Source organism: Pseudomonas wenzhouensis (assembly GCF_021029445.1).
Taxonomy (GTDB): Bacteria; Pseudomonadota; Gammaproteobacteria; order Pseudomonadales; family Pseudomonadaceae; genus Aquipseudomonas; species Aquipseudomonas wenzhouensis.
In genome coordinates, this window is record NZ_CP072610.1 from 543,945 (window position 1) to 561,607 (window position 17,663).

The 17,663-nt window shown below is 63.7% G+C and carries 12 protein-coding genes and 1 pseudogene; 6 read left to right on the plus strand and 7 right to left on the minus strand.

What is annotated here, in order from left to right; genetic code table 11:
* Positions 1-13: 13 nt before the first annotated feature.
* From dgcB to J7655_RS02570, 5 genes are all read right to left on the minus strand, one after another.
* Entirely contained in the window at positions 14-1,975 is a 1,962-nt protein-coding gene (gene dgcB, locus J7655_RS02550) for a dimethylglycine demethylation protein DgcB (RefSeq protein ID WP_230926426.1), read from the minus strand.
* Positions 1,976-2,132: 157 nt separating this feature from the next.
* Positions 2,133-4,193 (minus strand): dimethylglycine demethylation protein DgcA, encoded by a 2,061-nt coding sequence (dgcA, locus tag J7655_RS02555; protein ID WP_230926427.1) that lies wholly within the window; start codon positions 4,191-4,193, stop codon positions 2,133-2,135.
* Between the two features lie 73 nt (positions 4,194-4,266).
* On the minus strand, positions 4,267-4,797 hold the full coding sequence (locus tag J7655_RS02560; protein WP_230926428.1) for a DUF5943 domain-containing protein: 531 nt from the start codon (positions 4,795-4,797) through the stop codon (positions 4,267-4,269).
* Between the two features lie 152 nt (positions 4,798-4,949).
* The gene (locus J7655_RS02565) at positions 4,950-5,927 is read right to left on the minus strand and encodes a dipeptidase (RefSeq protein ID WP_230926429.1); all 978 of its coding nucleotides are present in this window, start codon (positions 5,925-5,927) and stop codon (positions 4,950-4,952) included.
* 154 nt (positions 5,928-6,081) lie between these two features.
* Positions 6,082-6,477: a YkgJ family cysteine cluster protein gene (locus J7655_RS02570; RefSeq protein WP_147809503.1), complete on the minus strand. Its 396-nt coding sequence runs from the start codon at positions 6,475-6,477 to the stop codon at positions 6,082-6,084.
* A 232-nt stretch (positions 6,478-6,709) separates the two neighbouring features.
* Between J7655_RS02570 and J7655_RS02575 the strand changes: the two genes are divergently transcribed.
* Both J7655_RS02575 and J7655_RS02580 read left to right on the plus strand, forming a co-directional pair.
* The gene (locus J7655_RS02575; protein WP_230926430.1) at positions 6,710-10,315 is read left to right on the plus strand and encodes a DUF2339 domain-containing protein; all 3,606 of its coding nucleotides are present in this window, start codon (positions 6,710-6,712) and stop codon (positions 10,313-10,315) included.
* On the plus strand, positions 10,312-11,655 hold the full coding sequence (locus J7655_RS02580) for a DUF3999 domain-containing protein (RefSeq protein ID WP_230926431.1): 1,344 nt from the start codon (positions 10,312-10,314) through the stop codon (positions 11,653-11,655). The genes J7655_RS02575 and J7655_RS02580 overlap by 4 nt, the downstream gene beginning before the upstream one ends.
* Positions 11,656-11,783: 128 nt before the next feature.
* Here the strand turns inward: J7655_RS02580 and J7655_RS02585 are convergent.
* Positions 11,784-13,205: pseudogene (locus tag J7655_RS02585) on the minus strand (IS1182 family transposase).
* Positions 13,206-13,442: 237 nt separating this feature from the next.
* Between J7655_RS02585 and J7655_RS02590 the strand changes: the two are divergent.
* The 4 genes from J7655_RS02590 to J7655_RS02605 all read left to right on the plus strand — a co-directional run bounded on the left by J7655_RS02590 (position 13,443) and on the right by J7655_RS02605 (position 17,152).
* Complete coding sequence (locus J7655_RS02590) at positions 13,443-15,140, plus strand: histidine kinase N-terminal 7TM domain-containing diguanylate cyclase (RefSeq protein ID WP_230926432.1); 1,698 nt, start codon at positions 13,443-13,445, stop codon at positions 15,138-15,140.
* A 35-nt stretch (positions 15,141-15,175) separates the two neighbouring features.
* Positions 15,176-16,183 (plus strand): class 1 fructose-bisphosphatase, encoded by a 1,008-nt coding sequence (locus J7655_RS02595; protein WP_230926433.1) that lies wholly within the window; start codon positions 15,176-15,178, stop codon positions 16,181-16,183.
* A 162-nt stretch (positions 16,184-16,345) separates the two neighbouring features.
* Positions 16,346-16,597: an outer membrane protein assembly factor BamE domain-containing protein gene (gene bamE, locus J7655_RS02600; RefSeq protein ID WP_147809505.1), complete on the plus strand. Its 252-nt coding sequence runs from the start codon at positions 16,346-16,348 to the stop codon at positions 16,595-16,597.
* 12 nt (positions 16,598-16,609) lie between these two features.
* Positions 16,610-17,152 carry a lipocalin family protein gene (locus tag J7655_RS02605; RefSeq protein ID WP_230926434.1) on the plus strand — a complete coding sequence of 181 codons (543 nt, stop codon included), beginning with the start codon at positions 16,610-16,612 and terminating at the stop codon, positions 17,150-17,152.
* 69 nt (positions 17,153-17,221) lie between these two features.
* Here the strand turns inward: J7655_RS02605 and J7655_RS02610 are convergent, their stop codons facing one another.
* On the minus strand, positions 17,222-17,659 hold the full coding sequence (locus J7655_RS02610) for a hypothetical protein (RefSeq protein WP_230926435.1): 438 nt from the start codon (positions 17,657-17,659) through the stop codon (positions 17,222-17,224).
* Positions 17,660-17,663: the final 4 nt, after the last annotated feature.

The window sequence follows — 17,663 nt, forward strand, 5'->3', positions numbered from 1 at the left end:
GTTAGCGGCTTCATCACTGCACCTCCGCCAGTTCGCGCTTGGTGGCAGGGTGCTTGGCCGGTACTTCGGTGGCTTCGATCAGCACTTCTGCAACCAGCTCGGCGATGTCCTTGATCTCCGGACGCGGTGCGACCACGCCTTCGAGCATCGCCGTGCACTGCGGGCAGCCCACGGCCACCACTTCGGCGCCGGTTTCCTTGATGTCGACCATGCGCATGTCGGGAATCCGCTGCTTGCCGGGGATGTCGGTGATCGGTGCGCCGCCGCCGCCGCCGCAGCAGCGCGAACGGAAGCCGGAACGCTCCATCTCCTTGACCTCGATGCCGATGGCATTGAGCACGGCGCGTGGCGCCTCGTACTCGCCGTTGTAGCGGCCGAGGTAGCACGGATCGTGGTAGGTGACGCTGGCGGCCTTGCTCTGGCCGAGATTCAGCGAGCCCTTGCGCACCAGCTCGTCGATAAAGGTGCTGTGGTGCAGCACCTGGTAGTCGCCGCCAAGTGCGCCGTATTCGTTCTTCAGTACGTGGAAGCTGTGCGGGTCGCAGCTGACGATGCGCTTGAAGCGATACTTGGCCAGGGTGGCGATGTTGCGCTTGGCCAGGTGCTGGAAGGTCGCTTCGTCGCCGAGACGGCGCGCCACGTCGCCGCTGTCGCGCTCTTCCAGGCCCAGAACGGCGAAGTCGACGTCGGCAGCCTTGAGGATCTTCACAAAGGCTCTCAGCGTTCTCTGATTGCGCATATCGAAGGCGCCGTCGCCGACCCAGAACAACACGTCGGTTTCCTGCTTGTCGGCCAGCAGCGGCAGGTTCAGGTCGGCGGCCCAGTTCAGCCGGCCACCCGGATTGAAGCCGCCCGGGTTGTCGGTGGCGATCAGGTTGTCCAGCACCTCGGCGCCCTTGTTGGGAGTCGCCCCCTTCTCAAGCGTGAGATGACGGCGCATATCGACGATGGCATCGACGTGCTCGATCATCATCGGGCATTCCTCGACGCAGGCGCGGCAGGTGGTGCACGACCATAGGGTGTCGGCATCCACCAGCGCCTTGCCTTGCAGCGAGACGATGGGCTGATGCGGACCGCCGCTGTGTTCGCCTAGCGGTTTGCCGGGGTAGGGGCTGCCGGCAAAGTTGGCGTCATTGCCACCGGCCAGGCCGATGACCATGTCCTGGATCAGTTTTTTCGGGTTCAGCGGCTGGCCGGCGGCGAACGCCGGGCACATGGCCTCGCATTTGCCGCACTGCACGCAGGCGTCGAAGCCGAGCAACTGGTTCCAGGTGAAGTCGGTGGGTTTTTCCACGCCCAGCGGGGCTTTCGGGTCGTCCAAATCGAGGGCTTTCAAGCCCGTAGAGCGGCCACCGCCGAAGCGTTCGCTGCGACGGTGCCAGGCCAGATGCAGGGCGCCGGCGAAGGCGTGCTTCATTAGGCCGCCCCAGGTCATGCCCAGGAACAACTCGGACACGCCCCAGGCCACGCCAACGGCGAGGATGGCCGCGAGCACCCAGCCACCGAAACCGACCGGCAGAATCCCGGCCACCGGCAGCGTGGCGATGAAGAAGCTCGCCGCGAACATCAGCAGGCTTTTCGGCAGGCGCATCCATGGGCCTTTCGACAGGCGCGATGGCGGGTCGAGACGACGCTTGGCGACGAACAGAGCGCCGACGAACATCAGCACCGTGGCGGCCAGCAGGGCGAAGCCGAGGATACGGTTATGCAGGCCGAAACCGTGCACGACGATGGCCAGCACTGCCGCCAGCACGAAGCCACCGGCGGTGGCCACGTGGGTCTTGGACATGTACTTGTCGCGCTCGACTACATGGTGCAGGTCGACCAGATAGCGACGCGGCATCTTCAGCAGGCCGCCGATCCAGTCGACTTTCGACGGTCTGCCGCGCCGCCATATGAAAAAGCGCTTGGCCGCCCCGATGACCGCGAGGGCCAGGGCGGCGAAGATCAGGATGGGGAGAATGGTTTGCAGCATTTGCTTACCCTCACAGGGTTGATCGTTCCCACGTCGAGGCGTCGAACCGTCCGCGTGGTAACGCATCGCCGGACGCTCTGCTTCCAGCGCTTGTGACGCAGAGCGTCACGGCGCCAGGTCTCCCACGCAGAGCGTGGGAGCCATCATCCAATTGGGATCAGAAGTCCTTGCACAGGCGTAAGGCGTCGTAGATCGCCGCGTGAGTGTTGCGCTGGGCCACGCAGTCGCCGATGCGAAACAGCAGGTAGCCATCGCCCGACTCGCTCAGGCACGGCTGCGGCTTGATCGCGAACAGCGCTTCCACGTCGATCTGGCCCTTGTTGCGTGAGCCCTGCTTGAGTGCGTAGTACAGCGACTCGTCAGGACGCACGCCGTTCTCCACCACCACCTGGTCGACTACGCGCTCTTCCTTGGCGCCGGTGTATTCGTTCTCCAGCACCGCCACCAGTTTGTCGCCCTCGCGGTAGACCTTCTCCAGCATCATGTCGCCGGTCATGATCACTTCCTTGGGGTAGAGGCTTCGGTAGTAGGTCGGGAAACTGGTGCCGCCGATGGCCACGCCCGGCTTGATATCGTCGGTAACGATCTCCACCTGCGCGCCCTTGTCGGCGAGGAAGTCGGCGACCGACATGCCGGTAAATTCACAGATGGTGTCGTACACCAGCACGTTCTTGCCCGGCGCCACCTTGCCCGAGAGCACGTCCCAGCTACTGACCACCAGGCCTTCGGCCGCGCCCCAGTGCTCGTTCTGTTCGAGGAAGGGATGGCCGCCGTTGGCCAGCACGATGATGTCCGGGCGCAGATCGTGAATGCTCGCTTCATCGGCGCCGGTGCCCAGGCGCAGATCGATGCCCAAACGTGCCAGCTCCAGTTGATACCAGCGGGTGATGCCGGCGATCTGGTCACGCTGCGGCGCTTTGGCGGCGATGGTGATCTGCCCGCCCAGTTGTTCCTGCTTCTCGAACAGGGTCACGTCATGGCCACGCTCGGCGGCGACGCGAGCGGCTTCCATACCAGCCGGGCCGCCGCCGACGATCACCACCTTGCGCTTGGCGCCGGTGGATTTCTCGATGATGTGCGGTACGCCCATGTATTCACGGCTGGTGGCGGCGTTCTGGATGCACAGCACGTCCAGGCCCTGGTACTGGCGGTCGATGCAGTAGTTGGCGCCGACGCATTGTTTGATCTGGTCGACCTGGCCCATCTTGATCTTGGCGATCAGGTGCGGGTCGGCGATGTGCGCGCGGGTCATGCCGACCATGTCGACGTAGCCGCCTTCGAGGATACGCGTGGCCTGGTTCGGGTCTTTGATGTTCTGTGCGTGCAGCACCGGCACCTTGACCACCTCCTTGATGCCGGCCGCCAGGTGCAGGAAGGGCTCCGGCGGGTAGCTCATGTTCGGAATCACGTTGGCCAGGGTGTTGTGGGTGTCGCACCCTGATCCAACGACGCCGATGAAATCGATCATGCCGGTGGCGTCGTAGTAGGCCGCGATCTGCTTCATGTCCTCATGGGACAGGCCGTCCGGGTGGAATTCGTCGCCGCAGATGCGCATGCCGACGCAGAAGTCGTCACCGACCTCGGCGCGCACGGCCTTGAGCACTTCTAGGCCGAACTTCATGCGGCCCTCGAAGGTGCCGCCCCATTCGTCAGTACGCTTGTTCACGCGCGGCGACCAGAACTGGTCGATCATGTGCTGGTGCACGGCGGACAGCTCGACACCGTCCAGGCCGCCTTCCTTGGCACGACGCGCCGCTTGCGCGTAGTTGCCGATCACCCGCCAGATTTCCTCGACCTCGATGGTCTTGCAGGTGGCGCGGTGCACCGGTTCACGGATGCCGGACGGCGACATCAGGGTCGGCCAGTGGTAGCCGTCCCAACGCGAGCGGCGGCCCATATGGGTAATCTGGATCATGATCTTGGCGCCATGCTTGTGCATGGCGTCGGCCAGGTTCTGGAAGTGCGGGATGATGCGGTCGGTGGACAGGTTGACCGAACTCCACCACTGCTGCGGGCTGTCGATGGCCACCACCGATGAGCCGCCACAGATCGCCAGGCCGATGCCGCCCTTGGCCTTCTCTTCGTAGTACTTCACGTAGCGCTCGGTGGTCATGCCGCCGTCGGTGGCGTAGACCTCGGCGTGCGCGGTGGAGAGCACGCGGTTGCGGATGGTCAGCTTGCCGATCTGGATCGGCTGGAACATTGCTTCGAAGGCCATTACGGCATCCTCACGGTAAGCGCTCTAGCGTTGGGGGGGCGCTGGTCGCTCCCACGTATTTCTTGTGGGTGACTCAGAGTGGCCGGGTGACGAACAGGCCGTCGTCATGGCCTTCTTCGGCACCGCTATATTCCTGCACGGTGATGGTGCGGATCGGGCTGCCCTTGGCAGCGAGAATCTGGTCGATGGCGCCGGAGAACCAGCCGGTGAACATGTAATCCACCTTGCGATTCACCTTGCCGTACACGTAAACGAAGGCCGAATGCTTGAGCTTGACCTCGGCATGGCCGGTTTCCAGGTCGAGCTTCTGCGTTTCGAACAGCCCCCAGCCGCGCTGCGACAGGCGCTTCATGTAGTGCTCGAATACCGCAGCGCCGGAAATGCCGTGGCACTCTGCTTCCTTCTCGCACCAGTGCCAGGCGGATTTGTAGCCGGCCTTGTAGAGGATCTCGGCGTACTTCTCGGCGCCGAGCACTTCCTCGATGCCCATGTGGTTGTTGACGAAGAAGTGGCGCGGCACGTAGAGCATCGGCAGGGCGTCGGTGGTCCAGACGCCGGTTTCGTCGTCGACTTCGATGGGCATTTCGGGGGCGTGGGTGGCCATGTGTTGTTAACTCCAGAATTCGTTGTCTGATCGTTCCCACGCTTTGCGTGGTAACGCCTCATTGGACGCTCTGCGTCCGCTTCTGTGACGCAGAGCGTCACGGGCTGCATTCCCACGCTGAGCGCGGGAATGATCATGGGATAGGGAGGGGCTCACTCGCCCCAGACGTCGGCCAGAACTCTTACCCAGTTCTCACCCATGATCTTGCGCACCACGCGCTCGGAATGGCCGCGCCCCAGCAGGGTTTCGGTGAGGTTGGGGAATTCGCCGACGGTACGGATACCCAGCGGGTTGATGATCTTGCCGAAGTTGGTCAGGCGACGGGCGTAGCCCTTGTCGTGGGTCAGGTACTCGAAGAAGTCCTGGCCGTGGCCCTGGGTGAAGTCGGTACCGATGCCGATGGCATCTTCACCGACGATGTTCATCACGTACTCGATGGCTTCGGCGTAGTCGTCGATGGTCGAGTCGATGCCCTTGGCCAGGAATGGCGCGAACATGGTCACGCCAACGAAGCCGCCGTGGTCGGCGATGAATTTCAGCTCTGCGTCGGATTTGTTGCGCGGGTGCTCTTTCAGGCCCGAGGGCAGGCAGTGGGAGTAGCAGACCGGCTTCTTCGATTCGAGGATGACTTCCTCGGAAGTCTTGCTGCCAACGTGGGACAGGTCGCACATGATGCCGACGCGGTTCATCTCGGCGACGATCTCGCGGCCGAAGCCGGACAGGCCGCCGTCACGCTCGTAGCAGCCGGTGCCGATCAGGTTCTGGGTGTTGTAGCACATCTGTACGATGCCGACGCCGAGCTGCTTGAACACCTCGACGTAGCCGATCTGGTCCTCGAACGCATGAGCGTTCTGAAAGCCGTAGATGATGCCGGTCTTGCCCTGCTCCTTGGCCTTGCGGATGTCGGCGGTGGTGCGTACCGGCATCACCAGGTCGCTGTTCTCGCGGATCAGCTTGCTGCTGGCAGCGATGCTGTTGACGGTGGCCTGGAACCCTTCCCACACCGATACGGTGCAGTTGGCGGCGGTCAGGCCGCCCTTGCGCATGTCCTCGAACAGCTCACGGTTCCACTTGGCGATGATCAGACCGTCGATGACGATGCTGTCGGCGTGCAATTGCGCTGGGCTCATCAGGCTTGTCCCCTAAACGGATGCGCCGAGTCGGTCGTCGGCGCTTTGGGGAGAGCTTATCCCTGGGGGGCGGGGCGACCCGGTGCAAAAACGACTGGGGGTTTGCCGAAAGCGTCAAGCCAAGGTCGTGAATGGATACGTCATGAGCAGACGGTCATTTCGGTTTGTACGCGCAATACCCCGGCCGTGGGCCGACCTTGGGGTGATGACGGCAGGTGTCAGGACGTTTTTCGTAGACGGTGCACAGGCGCGTCTTGCGGTCGAGGAACAGGCAGTCGTTGTTGGACATGCGCGTCAGGGTGAAGATGCCCGACTTTTGATTGAAGCGCTCGACGATGCCGTCCTTTTGCAGGCGTTTGGCGATGTTCTTCGGCGGCTCGCTGCGCTCGAACTCGTCGACTAGCTCCAGGCGGATCAGGTCGTTCAGGCGCACTTCCACCGGCAGGGTGCAGCAACTGGAGATGCAGCTATGGCACATGTCGGCGGTGTATTTGGCCCAGGTTTCCAGGCGGTCGATTTCTGCAGCGGCTATCAGGCGGGGCTTCATCATGGTTTGGGCTGTCGTGCGGTCTGCGCCGCTGCTGTCACGGGGGCGGCGATAATAGCGGGCGCGCCGCATTTGTGAAGCACCGGCTGGCGGTTGGGTGCTTTGCGTTGTGCCTGTGAACGGCTTGGCAATCGTCTCTCTGGGTGTTGCCTGGTGCGCCTCCTATACTGCTGCCCTGTCGCGGGCGGCAGTGTGGGCGCGGGGCGATCTCTTTCTCAGGGCTGGGACATAACGCATGCAATGGATCTTCATGCTGGTCGGTTTGGTGCTCGGCGTGGGCGCCGGCGAGTCGCTCACGGGCGCGCTGCTTGGCGGCCTGATCGGCCTCAGTCTGGGCCAGGCGTTGCGCCTGCAGGGGCTGGAGACGCGCAACGCGCAACTGGCTGCGCAGCTCAAGGATTTTGCCGAGCGCTTCGAGCGCGGCACCCGTGCCATGCACGAACGTCTGCTCAAGGTGGAGCAGGGCGAGCTCAGTGAGCCGGAAGCGGCTGCCGCGTCTACTGAACCCCTCATCGAGGCTGTCGCCGAATCGTTGCCCGCAACGGTCGTTGCCGAAGAGCCTGTGCCAGAGCTTGACTGGACGCTCGACCCCTTGCCTGAAATCGAACCCTCGCGGCCTGTCGAAGCGCCCGAACCCCTGGCTGCGCAGGTCGCCCATCAGCCCCAGCCGGCCGTGCAGCAAAACCCCTGGCGCGAGCAAGCACCGCGCGAACCGAACCTGATCGAGCGTGGTATCGCAGCGGCCAGAGCCTGGCTGTTGGGTGGCAACACCGTGCTGCGGGTTGGCGTGGTGTTGCTGTTCCTCGGCCTGGCCTTCCTCCTGCGCTACGCCACTGAAGGCGTCGAGGTGCCGGTAGAGTTGCGCTACATGGGCGTGGCGGCCAGTGCCCTGGCCTTGCTCGGCCTCGGTTGGTGGCTGCGCCGGCGTAACCCCGGCTACGCCCTGGTGTTGCAGGGCACCGGCATCGCCGTGCTGTACCTGACGGTATTCGCCGCCATGCGTTTGCATCCACTGCTCGATCCGGGGCTGGCGCTTGGCCTGCTGGTGGCGGTGACGCTGTTTTCGGCGATTCTCGCCGTGCAGCAGAACGCCCTGGGCCTGGCGGCGGCTGCAGCACTCGGTGGCTTTGCCGCGCCGATTCTGACGTCTACTGGCAGCGGCAATCATGTCGCGCTGTTTTCCTACTTCGCCCTGCTCAATGCCGGCATCTTCGCCATCGCCTGGTTCAAGGCCTGGCGTCTGCTCAACCTGATCGGCTTCGTCGGCACCTTCGGCATCGGTTTCGCCTGGGGCCTGCGTTCCTATACGCCGGATTTGCTGGGCAGTACGCAGCCGTTCCTGCTGTTGTTCTTCCTGATGTACGTGGCCATCGGTTTGCTGTTCGCTCGCCGCACCCTGCGTGACGCGGCGGATGCGCCCGAGGCGCGTGATGAATTGCTGCGCTGGTCGCTACGGCGTGGCGATTACGTCGATGCCACCACGCTGTTTGGTCCGCCGCTGGTCGGCTTCGGCCTGCAGGTGGCGCTGGTGCGGCATATCGAGTTCGCCGCTGCATTCAGCGCGCTCGGCATGGGGCTGTTCTATTTGCTGTTGGCGCGCGTGCTCAAGGCGCGTGCCGGCGAACGTGCGCTGCTGCTGGTGGAAACCTGCCTGGCGCTCGGCGTGGTGTTTGCCAGCCTGGCGATTCCGCTTGGCCTGGATGCGCGCTGGACGGCGGCTGCTTGGGCCGTGGAGGGCGCCGGTATTTATTGGCTCGGTCTGCGTCAGGGCCGGCCACTGGCGCGTGCCTTCGCCCTGTTGCTGCAGGTGGGCGCGGCGCTGGCCTTCGTCAGTGGTCTGGATTTCGGCTACGACAGCCTGCTCGACGGCTCGCCGTTGGGTGCGCTGATGCTCGGTGCGGCGCTGCTGTTCAGCTATTGGCAGTTGCGCTCGATGCCCGATGCGGCCAACGCCTGGGAACGCCACCTGCTGCCCTGGTTGGGCCTGGCCGGGCTGGCGTTTCTCTACCTGATCGCACCGCTGCTGTTCGAGGCGCCCGGCACCGCCATCGCCTGGGCGCTGGCCGGCCTGGCGACGCTGTTCGTCGGCCTGCGCATCGCCGCGCCGAGCTTCGTCTACAGCGCATTCGCCGTGCAGTTGCTCGGTGGGCTGCTATTCCTCGGGCAGATGGCGCTGGATTCGCTGGTTGGCCGCAGCGGCTTCAGCGCTGGTTGGTTTGGCTTGCTGGCGGCGTCGATGGTCGGTCTGGGGCTGATCGCCGGCATGCTGCTGGCCGCGCGCGATCCGCAGATTCGAGAGAATCGCCGCCTGCTCGGCGCCCTGTCGCTGGTGCTGCTGGTGGGGCTGGTGTTCATCAACCTGGCGGTGCTGTTCGTGCTGCCCTGGGTGGCGGCAGCGGCGGTGTGGGGCGGCAGCGGTTTGCTGATTCTCTGGCTGGCGCTGTATCTCGGGCAGCGCGCGGCCTTCCTCTTCAGTCTGCTGCTGCAGGTGTTTGCCGGTCTGGCCTTCCTTGCGGCCGGGCCGTTGCTGCTGAACGGGGTCACGGGCGAAGGGCTGTCGCCGCTGGCGCATACCGGCTTCTGGACACCCGCTGTGCTCGGCCTGGCTGCGCAGATTGGCGCCTGGCGTCTGCACAGCCTGGCGCGCAGCGGGCGGGAGATTGGTCTCGATGGCGTCAGCCTGCAGCGCCTGGGGCAGCTCTTGCTGGCCTGGGGCGCGGCCTGGTGGGCGCTGGCATTGGTCAGCGAGGTGCTGCGCTTCGTCAGCAGCGAGCTGCAGGCCAGTGTGTTGCTGATTCTGGCGGCCCTGTCGGCACTCACCTGGATGCTGCTGGCACTGCGCACGGGCTGGCGCGACCTGGCCGTGCTGTGCAGCCTGCTGGCGCCGTTGGCCGGTCTGATCCTGGCGTATGCCTGGCATCCGTTGTATCACCCGGCCGCGAACTACGGCTGGCTGGCCTGGGGTATCGTGATCGTCGCGCATCTATTGACGCTGAGGCGCCTGAGCGAGCAACTGCCGAGCCGTGCCGCCAGCATCGCCCATGTGCTTGGCTGCTGGTTGCTGCTCGGCGTGCTGGCGCTGGAGCTGCGCTACCTGCTGCTGAGCCTGGCCGATCACTACAACGCCTGGCGTTGGCTGGGCTGGGCGCTGCTGCCGACCGCCTATCTATGGGTCATGGCGCAGGCGCGCGGCCTGCCCTGGCCTGTAGCCGCTTTCGAGCGCGAATACCGCCTGTGGGCGGCGACGCCACTGGCCGCGCTGATGCTCGCCTGGTTCTGGCTGGCCAATGCCAATAGCGCTGGCGACAGTGATCCGCTGCCTTACCTGCCGCTGTTCAATCCACTGGAGCTGGGCTTGCTGCTGAGCCTGGGGGCGTTGTCCGTCTGGGCGCGCGATGCGCTACCGCGCCTTGGCCTGGAGCCGGCCCGGACGCTGCTGATTGTCCAGGGGATGGCGGGACTGTCGCTGTTCGCCCTGCTGACGGTGATGGTGATGCGTAGCGCGCACCACTGGGGCGGCGTGCCCTGGCAGACTTCGGCGCTGTTCGATTCGATGCTGGTGCAGGCGGGCTGGTCCATCGTCTGGACGTTGATCGCCCTGGCGCTGATGCTCTTCGGCCATCTGCGCGTACGCCGCGAACTGTGGCTGGTCGGTGCCGCGCTGATCGCCCTGGTGGTGGCTAAGCTGTTCTTCGTCGAGCTGGGTAACCGGGGGGGCCTGGAGCGCATCGTGTCGTTCATCGGCGTTGGGGTGCTGTTGCTGGTGGTGGGCTATTTCGCCCCGTTGCCGCCGCGCAAGGCCGAAGCGTCGGCTGCTGACGAACAGGAGTCCACCGTATGAAGTTCATCCATTGCTGCCTGCTCCTGGGCCTGTCGTTGTCTGCGCAGGTTCAGGCTGGCGAGACGCTGCAGGACTATCGGCACAGTGCGGCCCTGCAGCTCAGCGGCGAGGGCCCCTGGTATCGTCTGGAGTTGCCCTTCGCCGCTCACCTTGCTGCCGGGCATGGCGATTTGCGTGATCTGCGCGTATTCGACAGCAACGGCCAGATGCAGGCCTATGCGCTGATTCCGGGGCGCAGCGAGACCGTGCAGCAGGAACAGGAGCATGGCGTGCGCTGGTTTCCGTTGCGAGGCCGCGCCGATGCTCAGGAAATACCCGCGCTGCGCGTCGAGCGCAGCACCACGGGTACGCTGATCGAACTACGCGGTGATGCGCCGGCCGCAAGCGGGCAGCAACTGCGCGGCTGGCTGCTCGATGCCAGTGCCATCGATGCGCCGCTGGTACGCCTGAGTCTGGACTGGAGTGGTGCCGAAGACGGATTTCAGCGCTTCAGCATCGAGGCCAGTGACGATCTTCAGCACTGGCGCAGTTGGGGAGAAGGGCAGGTGGCCCGCCTGAGTTTCGCCGATGAGCGCATCGATCAGCGTCAGGTCGAGTTGCCCGGTCAGCGCGCCCGTTATCTGCGTCTGCTGTGGCACAACCCGCCTCAGGCGCCGCAACTGCAGGCCGTTACCCTGCGCAGTCAACGGCAGGCTCAGCAGGCTGCGCCGCTGGTGTGGTCCGAACCCATGCCGGCGCAGACCAATGCCGAAGGGCTGTATCAGTGGCAGTTACCGCTGGCCCTGCCTCTGGAACGGCTGCGTATCGCGCTGGAGCATAGCAATACCCTGGCGCCACTGCGTATCGAGGCGCGTAGCAGCGATCAGGGCACCTGGCGTCCGTTGGTCAGTGGAGTGCTCTATCGCTTGCCCGAAGCCGGGCGCGAAGTCGTCAACGATGCATTGGCCCTGCCCGGTTGGCCGCTGCAACAACTGCGTGCGCAAGTCGATGCCCGTGGCGGCGGCCTGGGCGGGCAGGCACCACGCCTGCAGGTCGCATTGCGCGCCACGCAACTGGTCTTTCTCGGTCGTGGCGAGCCGCCCTATCGGCTGGCGCTGGGCAACCCGAGTGCGCAGTCGGCAGCATTGCCGCTGCACACCCTGATCCCCGGTTATCAGCCGGCGCGACTGGTCAGCCTTGGTCGTGCCGAGTGGGTCGAGCCGCTGGCCGTTGCACTCGAATCTCCGGTTGGCGCCGGCCGCGACTGGCAGCGCTGGGGACTCTGGGCTGTACTGTTGTTGGGTGTCGGCTTGTTGGCCCTGATGGCGGCCAGTTTGCTGCGTCGCCCGCCAGTTGCCTGAGACGCGACATGGAACCATAAAGCCCTGCTGCGCAGGCTGTGTGAAAACGCCCTGACCGTAGGCAAATCCAACGCCCCGACTGGTTCGGGGCGTTGGCGTTTTTGATGTTTGGAAATGGAAGACGGGATTTATCCCAACAGTTCGATCAACCGACGGGCACCCAGCACATTGATGGCTCGTTTCAGGTTGTAGGCGTTGACCGCCAGGGCCATTTCCGTCCGCGCTCCCCGCAGTTGTCGGAGCAGGAAGCGACCATTACCCAAAATCCACTGCTTCAGATTACCGAAGGGATGTTCGACGATGGATCGGCGCCTGACCATCATCTCTGGATGCGCCTGCATCCGCTGATGCATGCGCTCGAATGCGGCTTCATGGACATGCCGAGTCACGTATCGGCGCTTGGCCTTGGTGCAGCGTGATTTCAATGGACAGCCCTCGCAGTCACCTTGCCTGGCATAGATACGTTGTAGGCCACTGACCTGTTTGAGTGTTAGCCACTGGCTCGCAGGGCATTGGTACTGGTCGTTTTTTGCGTCGTAGGTGAAGGCGCTGCGATCGAATAGCGGCGTGTCGTCGCCCTTGTTATTGATGCCTCGATTCTCCGGCACATAAGCCGTAATCCCAGCATCATCACAGGCTTGAAACTGCTCACCATTGGAGTAGCCGGCATCGGCTGTAACCGTCAGCTCTTCCTGTTCTAGGATCGCCTGGGCGGCCTTGGCCATCGGTTCCAGTTGCTGGTTATCGCAACCGTCCTGAGTGACGGCATGATGCAGGATCAGCCCATGCTCGCCATCTACCGCGCTTTGCACGTTATAAGCCACGCGAGCCCCCTGGTGGGTACGCATCATGCGGGCCTCATCCTCACCCATGACGAACTGATCCAGCCCCTGTACCTCCATCAACGCCTGGGCTGTCAGGTTATCGGCATGTCGACTCTTCAGGTGCTGCAGCGCAGCCTTGACCGCACTGCGATCAACCCCTTCAGTCGCCTCACTGCGGTCAGCCTCGTCCAGTTCTGCCAGATAACGGCTTATCTGCGCCTCCAGTTTGGCTTGTTAGCGCTTGAGCTTCGTCAGGCTCAGATGCTTGCGTTGCGACGCAACCGCCTGAAACTTACTGCCATCGATGGCCACGAGTTGCCCACTGATCAGTCCCACCTGGCGACAGAACTGGACGAAGGTGCGGCAGGTCGCTTGAAAAGCAGCACTGTTGTCCTTGCGAAAATCGGCAATGGTCTTGAAATCCGGCGCCAATCGGCCCAGCAGCCACATCACCTCGACATTGCGCTGGCACTCGGCTTCCAGGCGCCGGGAGGAGCGGATGCGCTGGAAGTAACCGTATAGATAAAGCTTGAGTAGATCCGCCGGATCATAGCCAGGACGTCCGGTCTTGAGCGGCTCGGCCTTGCTGAAACCCAGAGCCTGCAGATCCAGACGAGCGACATAGGCCTCGATCACCCGTACCAGATGATCCTCCGGTACCAGCTCCTCCAATGTGGGAGGAAACAGGCTGCTTTGCTGACGACCTTCGCCCTTGATGTAGCCCATAAACAACAATGCCCCTATCGACCGATAGAGGCATTGTCTTCACCTTGCACTCAGACTGCTAGGTTTTCACACAGTCTGTGCGGCAGGGCTTTTGCAGTATCTTAAGCACCCCGCGCCAGTCCAGCATTGAAGGTCAGGAAGGCCCTTGCGTATTTCGATTCGCGTCATCGCCCCGTCATCCCATGTCGGCTGCTTGCGCGGCTTACGTGCCGCCTTGCCGCTGTGCAGGTGTGGCTGATGCAAGCCTGCCTGGCTTCCGGCTGGGGCCTGTCACCGCCGGTTTTGCTGACCCTGCTGGTAGGGCTTGGCGTGGTTCTGCTGGCGCACTGGGTGACCCGCCAACGCGACTTTCCGGGACGTGACAGTTTCATCCTGCTGCACCTGGCCAGCCTCTGGTGGATGGGCGCTGCCGCACTGGAAATGAGCTTTTTCGCTGCCGAATGCAAGATGTTCTGGGCCAGTATGGCCTGGCCCGGCATCGTGGCCACGCCTACCTTCTGGGCCGTCTTCCTCTGGCAATACGTCAACAGCATGCGTACGCCTTTAGCGCGCAGCAGCATCCTCGGGCTCAGCCTGGTGCCGCTATTGGTCTGGGCATTGGCGCTGAGCAACCCCTGGCATGGTCTGTTTTATGGCCCTGGCAGCGCGCCAATCGATGCCAGCCCGGGGGCTCCGGTGCGTTACGTGCATGGCCCGTTGTTCTACGCCAGCGCCGTCTATGTCTATCTGTTCATGGCCTTCTGCATGGGGCTGGTGACGCGTGCTGCAGCGCTGAGCCATGGCGTGCACCGTCGTCATTACCTGGCCTTCTTGCTGGTCACAGCGGTGCCCTGGGTGGCCAACATCGGTTATGTGGGCTTTGGTTGGACGCTGTTCGGTTTCGACCCGACGCCCTTCAGTTTCGCCTTCACGCTGGTGGCATTTTCCTGGCTGATCGTTGGTGTGCGCCTGTTCGATCTGCTGCCGGTGGCGCGTCACCTGTTGCTCGATGCCCTGCTCGACCCGGTGCTGGTGATCGATCCGCAAGGGCGGGTGGTCGAGGCCAACCCCGCGGCGCTGAAATTGGCGGGCCTGCAGACAGGATGGGCGGGAACCCAGCTCGGAGAATGGCCGGTCTTCGGCGCAGATCTGCAGCAACTGCTGCATGAACGCGACAATCTCGAGGGTCAACCACTGACCCTGACCAGTGCTGCGCGTTACTACGAAGTGCGCGTGCGGGCCATCCAGCGCACCACGCGCCATGGTCCGGCCTTGCTCGGCCATATGCTCTACATCCGCGATGTCACGCAGCGCCATCTCAGTGAACTCAAGTTGGCCGAGGCGCTGGCGCTCAGTGAAGAGCGGCTGCGCACCATCAGCAGCCTGCACGAGCAATTGCGTGAGCAGGCGCTGTGCGATCCGTTGACCGGGTTGTACAACCGCCGTTATCTGGATGAGTTCTTCGCCCGCGAACTGGCCCGGGCGCAGCGCGAAAGTCTCCCGCTGGCACTGGCCCTGATCGACCTCGACCATTTCAAACGGCTCAACGACGAGAGTGGTCACCTGGCCGGTGACGACGTACTCAAGGCCGTGGCGCAGCACCTGCAGGACAACCTGCGCAGCACCGATGCGGTATTTCGTATCGGTGGCGAGGAGTTTCTGCTGATCCTGCCAGGCGCCGATCCGCGTGAGGCCTGCGAGCGTCTGCAAGCGATCTGCGCGCAGCTGGCCGCGCGCGAAATCGCCAGCCGTGGCGGTGATCAGCGCATCACCCTGTCTGCCGGCCTGGCGCATTGGCCCGAGCAGGGGCAGGCGCTCGATGAGTTGTTGCAGGTCGCCGATGCCGCGCTGTATCAGGCCAAACGCGACGGGCGCAACCGTGTCTGCGACCTGCTGGTAGAGGGCAATCTCAGCCATCCATCCCGGCAGGCAGCATTGCGCGGCGACTCGGGTTAAACTGCGCGCGATTTTTTCCCTTTCCGGAGCCGTCCATGTCCCGCGTCACCCTGAGCCGCTACCTGATCGAGCAGACTCGCAGCCACAATACCCCGGCCGACCTGCGTTTCCTTATCGAAGTCGTGGCACGGGCCTGCAAGGCGATCAGCCATCAGGTCTCCAAGGGCGCCCTCGGCGGCGTGCTGGGCAGCCTGGACAGCGAGAACGTGCAGGGCGAAGTGCAGAAGAAACTCGATGTTATCTCCAACGAGATCCTCCTCGAAGCCAACGAATGGGGCGGCCACCTGGCCGGCATGGCCTCCGAGGAAATGGACAACGCCTACCAGATCCCCGGCAAGTACCCGAAAGGCGCCTATCTGCTGGTATTCGACCCGCTGGACGGCTCCAGTAACATCGACGTCAACGTCTCGGTCGGCACCATCTTCTCGGTGCTGCGCTGCCCCGAGCGCAATGGCGAGACCGGTGATCTTGGCGAAGAAGCCTTCCTCCAGCCCGGCACCCAGCAGGTCGCCGCCGGCTATGCGATCTACGGCCCGCAGACCATGCTCATGCTGACCATGGGCGATGGCGTCAAGGGCTTCACCCTGGACCGTGAACTGGGCAGCTTCGTACTCACCCACGACACCATCAAGGTGCCGGAGTCGACCAAGGAATTTGCCATCAACATGTCCAACCAGCGCCACTGGGAAGCGCCGGTGCAGCGCTACGTCTCCGAGCTACTGGCCGGTGAGACCGGGCCGCTGGGGCGTAACTACAACATGCGCTGGATCGCCTCGATGGTGGCCGACGTGCACCGTATCCTCACCCGTGGTGGTGTGTTCATGTACCCGCGCGATGGACGTGATCCGTCGATGCCAGGCAAGCTGCGCCTGATGTACGAGGCCAACCCGATGGCGATGATCATCGAGCAGGCCGGTGGCGCTGCCACTGACGGCAGCCAGCGCATCCTCGATATCCAGCCCACTTCCCTGCACCAGCGTGTGCCGGTGTTCCTTGGCTCCAAGGAAGAAGTGCTGCGTATCACCGCCTACCACCGCAGCTGAGCCTCTGCGGCCGCCCGCTCTTGAGAGTGGGTGGCTGCCACTTTGGCTGCACATCGTTCGCAGCCATGCGGGGGAACCCGTACCGGTATCTGCACTCCAAGCGGGCAAGTCGTCGCCGGCTATGCCAAGCTTGCTGGCACCTTCCCATCAGGAGCCTCATCCATGTCGATGCGTATCGTCGCGTTGCTTGCCTGCTGTCTGCTTGCCGCGTGCAGCAAGGTCAATCAGGAAAACTACGCCAAGCTCAAAGCGGGCATGAGCAAGCAGGAGGTGGAGAGCCTGCTCGGTGCGCCGGGCGAGTGTGCCGGTGCGCTGGGCATGACCAGTTGTACCTGGGGCGATGACAAGGCCTATATCAGCGTCCAGTATGCCGGGGACAAGGTCATGTTGTTCTCCGGCAAGGGACTCAAGTAAACAGGAGCTTCCATGCGTTCGATCCTAATCGCCAGTGCCATTCTCGCCCTTGCCGGTTGCGCCAATTCCGGCACTGGCAGTATTCCCAAACCGCCACCGCAGACCATGCAGGTCGATCTGCAGCGCTACCAGGGCACCTGGTACGAACTGGCACGCTTGCCGATGTTCTTCCAGCGCAACTGCGTGCAGTCCGAGGCGCACTATGGGCTGCGTGACGATGGCCGCATCGACGTGACCAACCGTTGCCGCGACAAGGACGGTGAATGGATTGAGGCCAAGGGTTTTGCCGAGCCGCAGGTCGAAGGCAAGACCGACAAACTGTGGGTGCGCTTCGACAACTGGGCCAGCAAGATCCTGCCGATCAAGGGCGACTACTGGGTGATCTACCGCGACGAGGATTACCGTGTGGCGCTGGTTGGCCACCCGGAGCACAAGTACCTGTGGCTGCTGTCGCGCACCCCGGAAGTAGATCAGCAAACCCGTGACAAGCTGCTCGAAATTGCGCGCGAGCAGGGTTACGTGACCTCGGACCTGATCTGGCGCCAGGCCGACTGAGGCACCTGTAGCCCGGATGCAATCCGGGGGAATCCAGAAGGTATCCCCGGATTGCATCCGGGCTACGGATCACTCCCAATCCAGGCGCGCGAGCTTCCATTCGCCGTCGTCGAGCCACCACTCCAGTTTCACCGAGTAGTGCCGCGCACTATCGGGGATCAACCCTTCGGCGCCGGTGAGGGCGACCTGCGCTTCGGTATGCCCCTTGCTGCTGATCGCCGCGTCGATCCAGCTGTTCTTGCCCAGGGCGAGCACCTTGATGTTCTTGTGGCGCAGAAACAGCAGGGTCATGGTGCGTTTGGCCCACTCGCGGTCAAGCTCTTGACGGGCCAGGAAGTCGCCATGCAACTGGTCCAGCACCGCGCCGGTGCTCTTGGCCTCGATATTGTCCTGCAACTGCTGCACGGCGGCTTCCAGTGCAGCCTGCGGGTCGTCACGACCGCCACAGCCGACGAGCAGGAGGGTGAGGGTCATGAACAGCGACCAGGACAGATGACGCATCGACATGCTG

Coding starts and splice junctions, on each gene's coding strand:
- dgcB (WP_230926426.1), bottom strand. CDS start 1,975: ATGCTGCAAACCATTCTCCCCATCCTGATCTTCGCCGCCCTGGCCCTC.
- J7655_RS02560 (WP_230926428.1), bottom strand. CDS start 4,797: ATGGCCACCCACGCCCCCGAAATGCCCATCGAAGTCGACGACGAAACC.
- J7655_RS02610 (WP_230926435.1), bottom strand. CDS start 17,659: ATGTCGATGCGTCATCTGTCCTGGTCGCTGTTCATGACCCTCACCCTC.
- J7655_RS02605 (WP_230926434.1), top strand. CDS start 16,610: ATGCGTTCGATCCTAATCGCCAGTGCCATTCTCGCCCTTGCCGGTTGC.
- J7655_RS02595 (WP_230926433.1), top strand. CDS start 15,176: ATGTCCCGCGTCACCCTGAGCCGCTACCTGATCGAGCAGACTCGCAGC.
- J7655_RS02580 (WP_230926431.1), top strand. CDS start 10,312: ATGAAGTTCATCCATTGCTGCCTGCTCCTGGGCCTGTCGTTGTCTGCG.
- dgcA (WP_230926427.1), bottom strand. CDS start 4,193: ATGGCCTTCGAAGCAATGTTCCAGCCGATCCAGATCGGCAAGCTGACC.
- bamE (WP_147809505.1), top strand. CDS start 16,346: ATGTCGATGCGTATCGTCGCGTTGCTTGCCTGCTGTCTGCTTGCCGCG.
- J7655_RS02590 (WP_230926432.1), top strand. CDS start 13,443: ATGCAAGCCTGCCTGGCTTCCGGCTGGGGCCTGTCACCGCCGGTTTTG.
- J7655_RS02575 (WP_230926430.1), top strand. CDS start 6,710: ATGCAATGGATCTTCATGCTGGTCGGTTTGGTGCTCGGCGTGGGCGCC.
- J7655_RS02565 (WP_230926429.1), bottom strand. CDS start 5,927: ATGAGCCCAGCGCAATTGCACGCCGACAGCATCGTCATCGACGGTCTG.
- J7655_RS02570 (WP_147809503.1), bottom strand. CDS start 6,477: ATGATGAAGCCCCGCCTGATAGCCGCTGCAGAAATCGACCGCCTGGAA.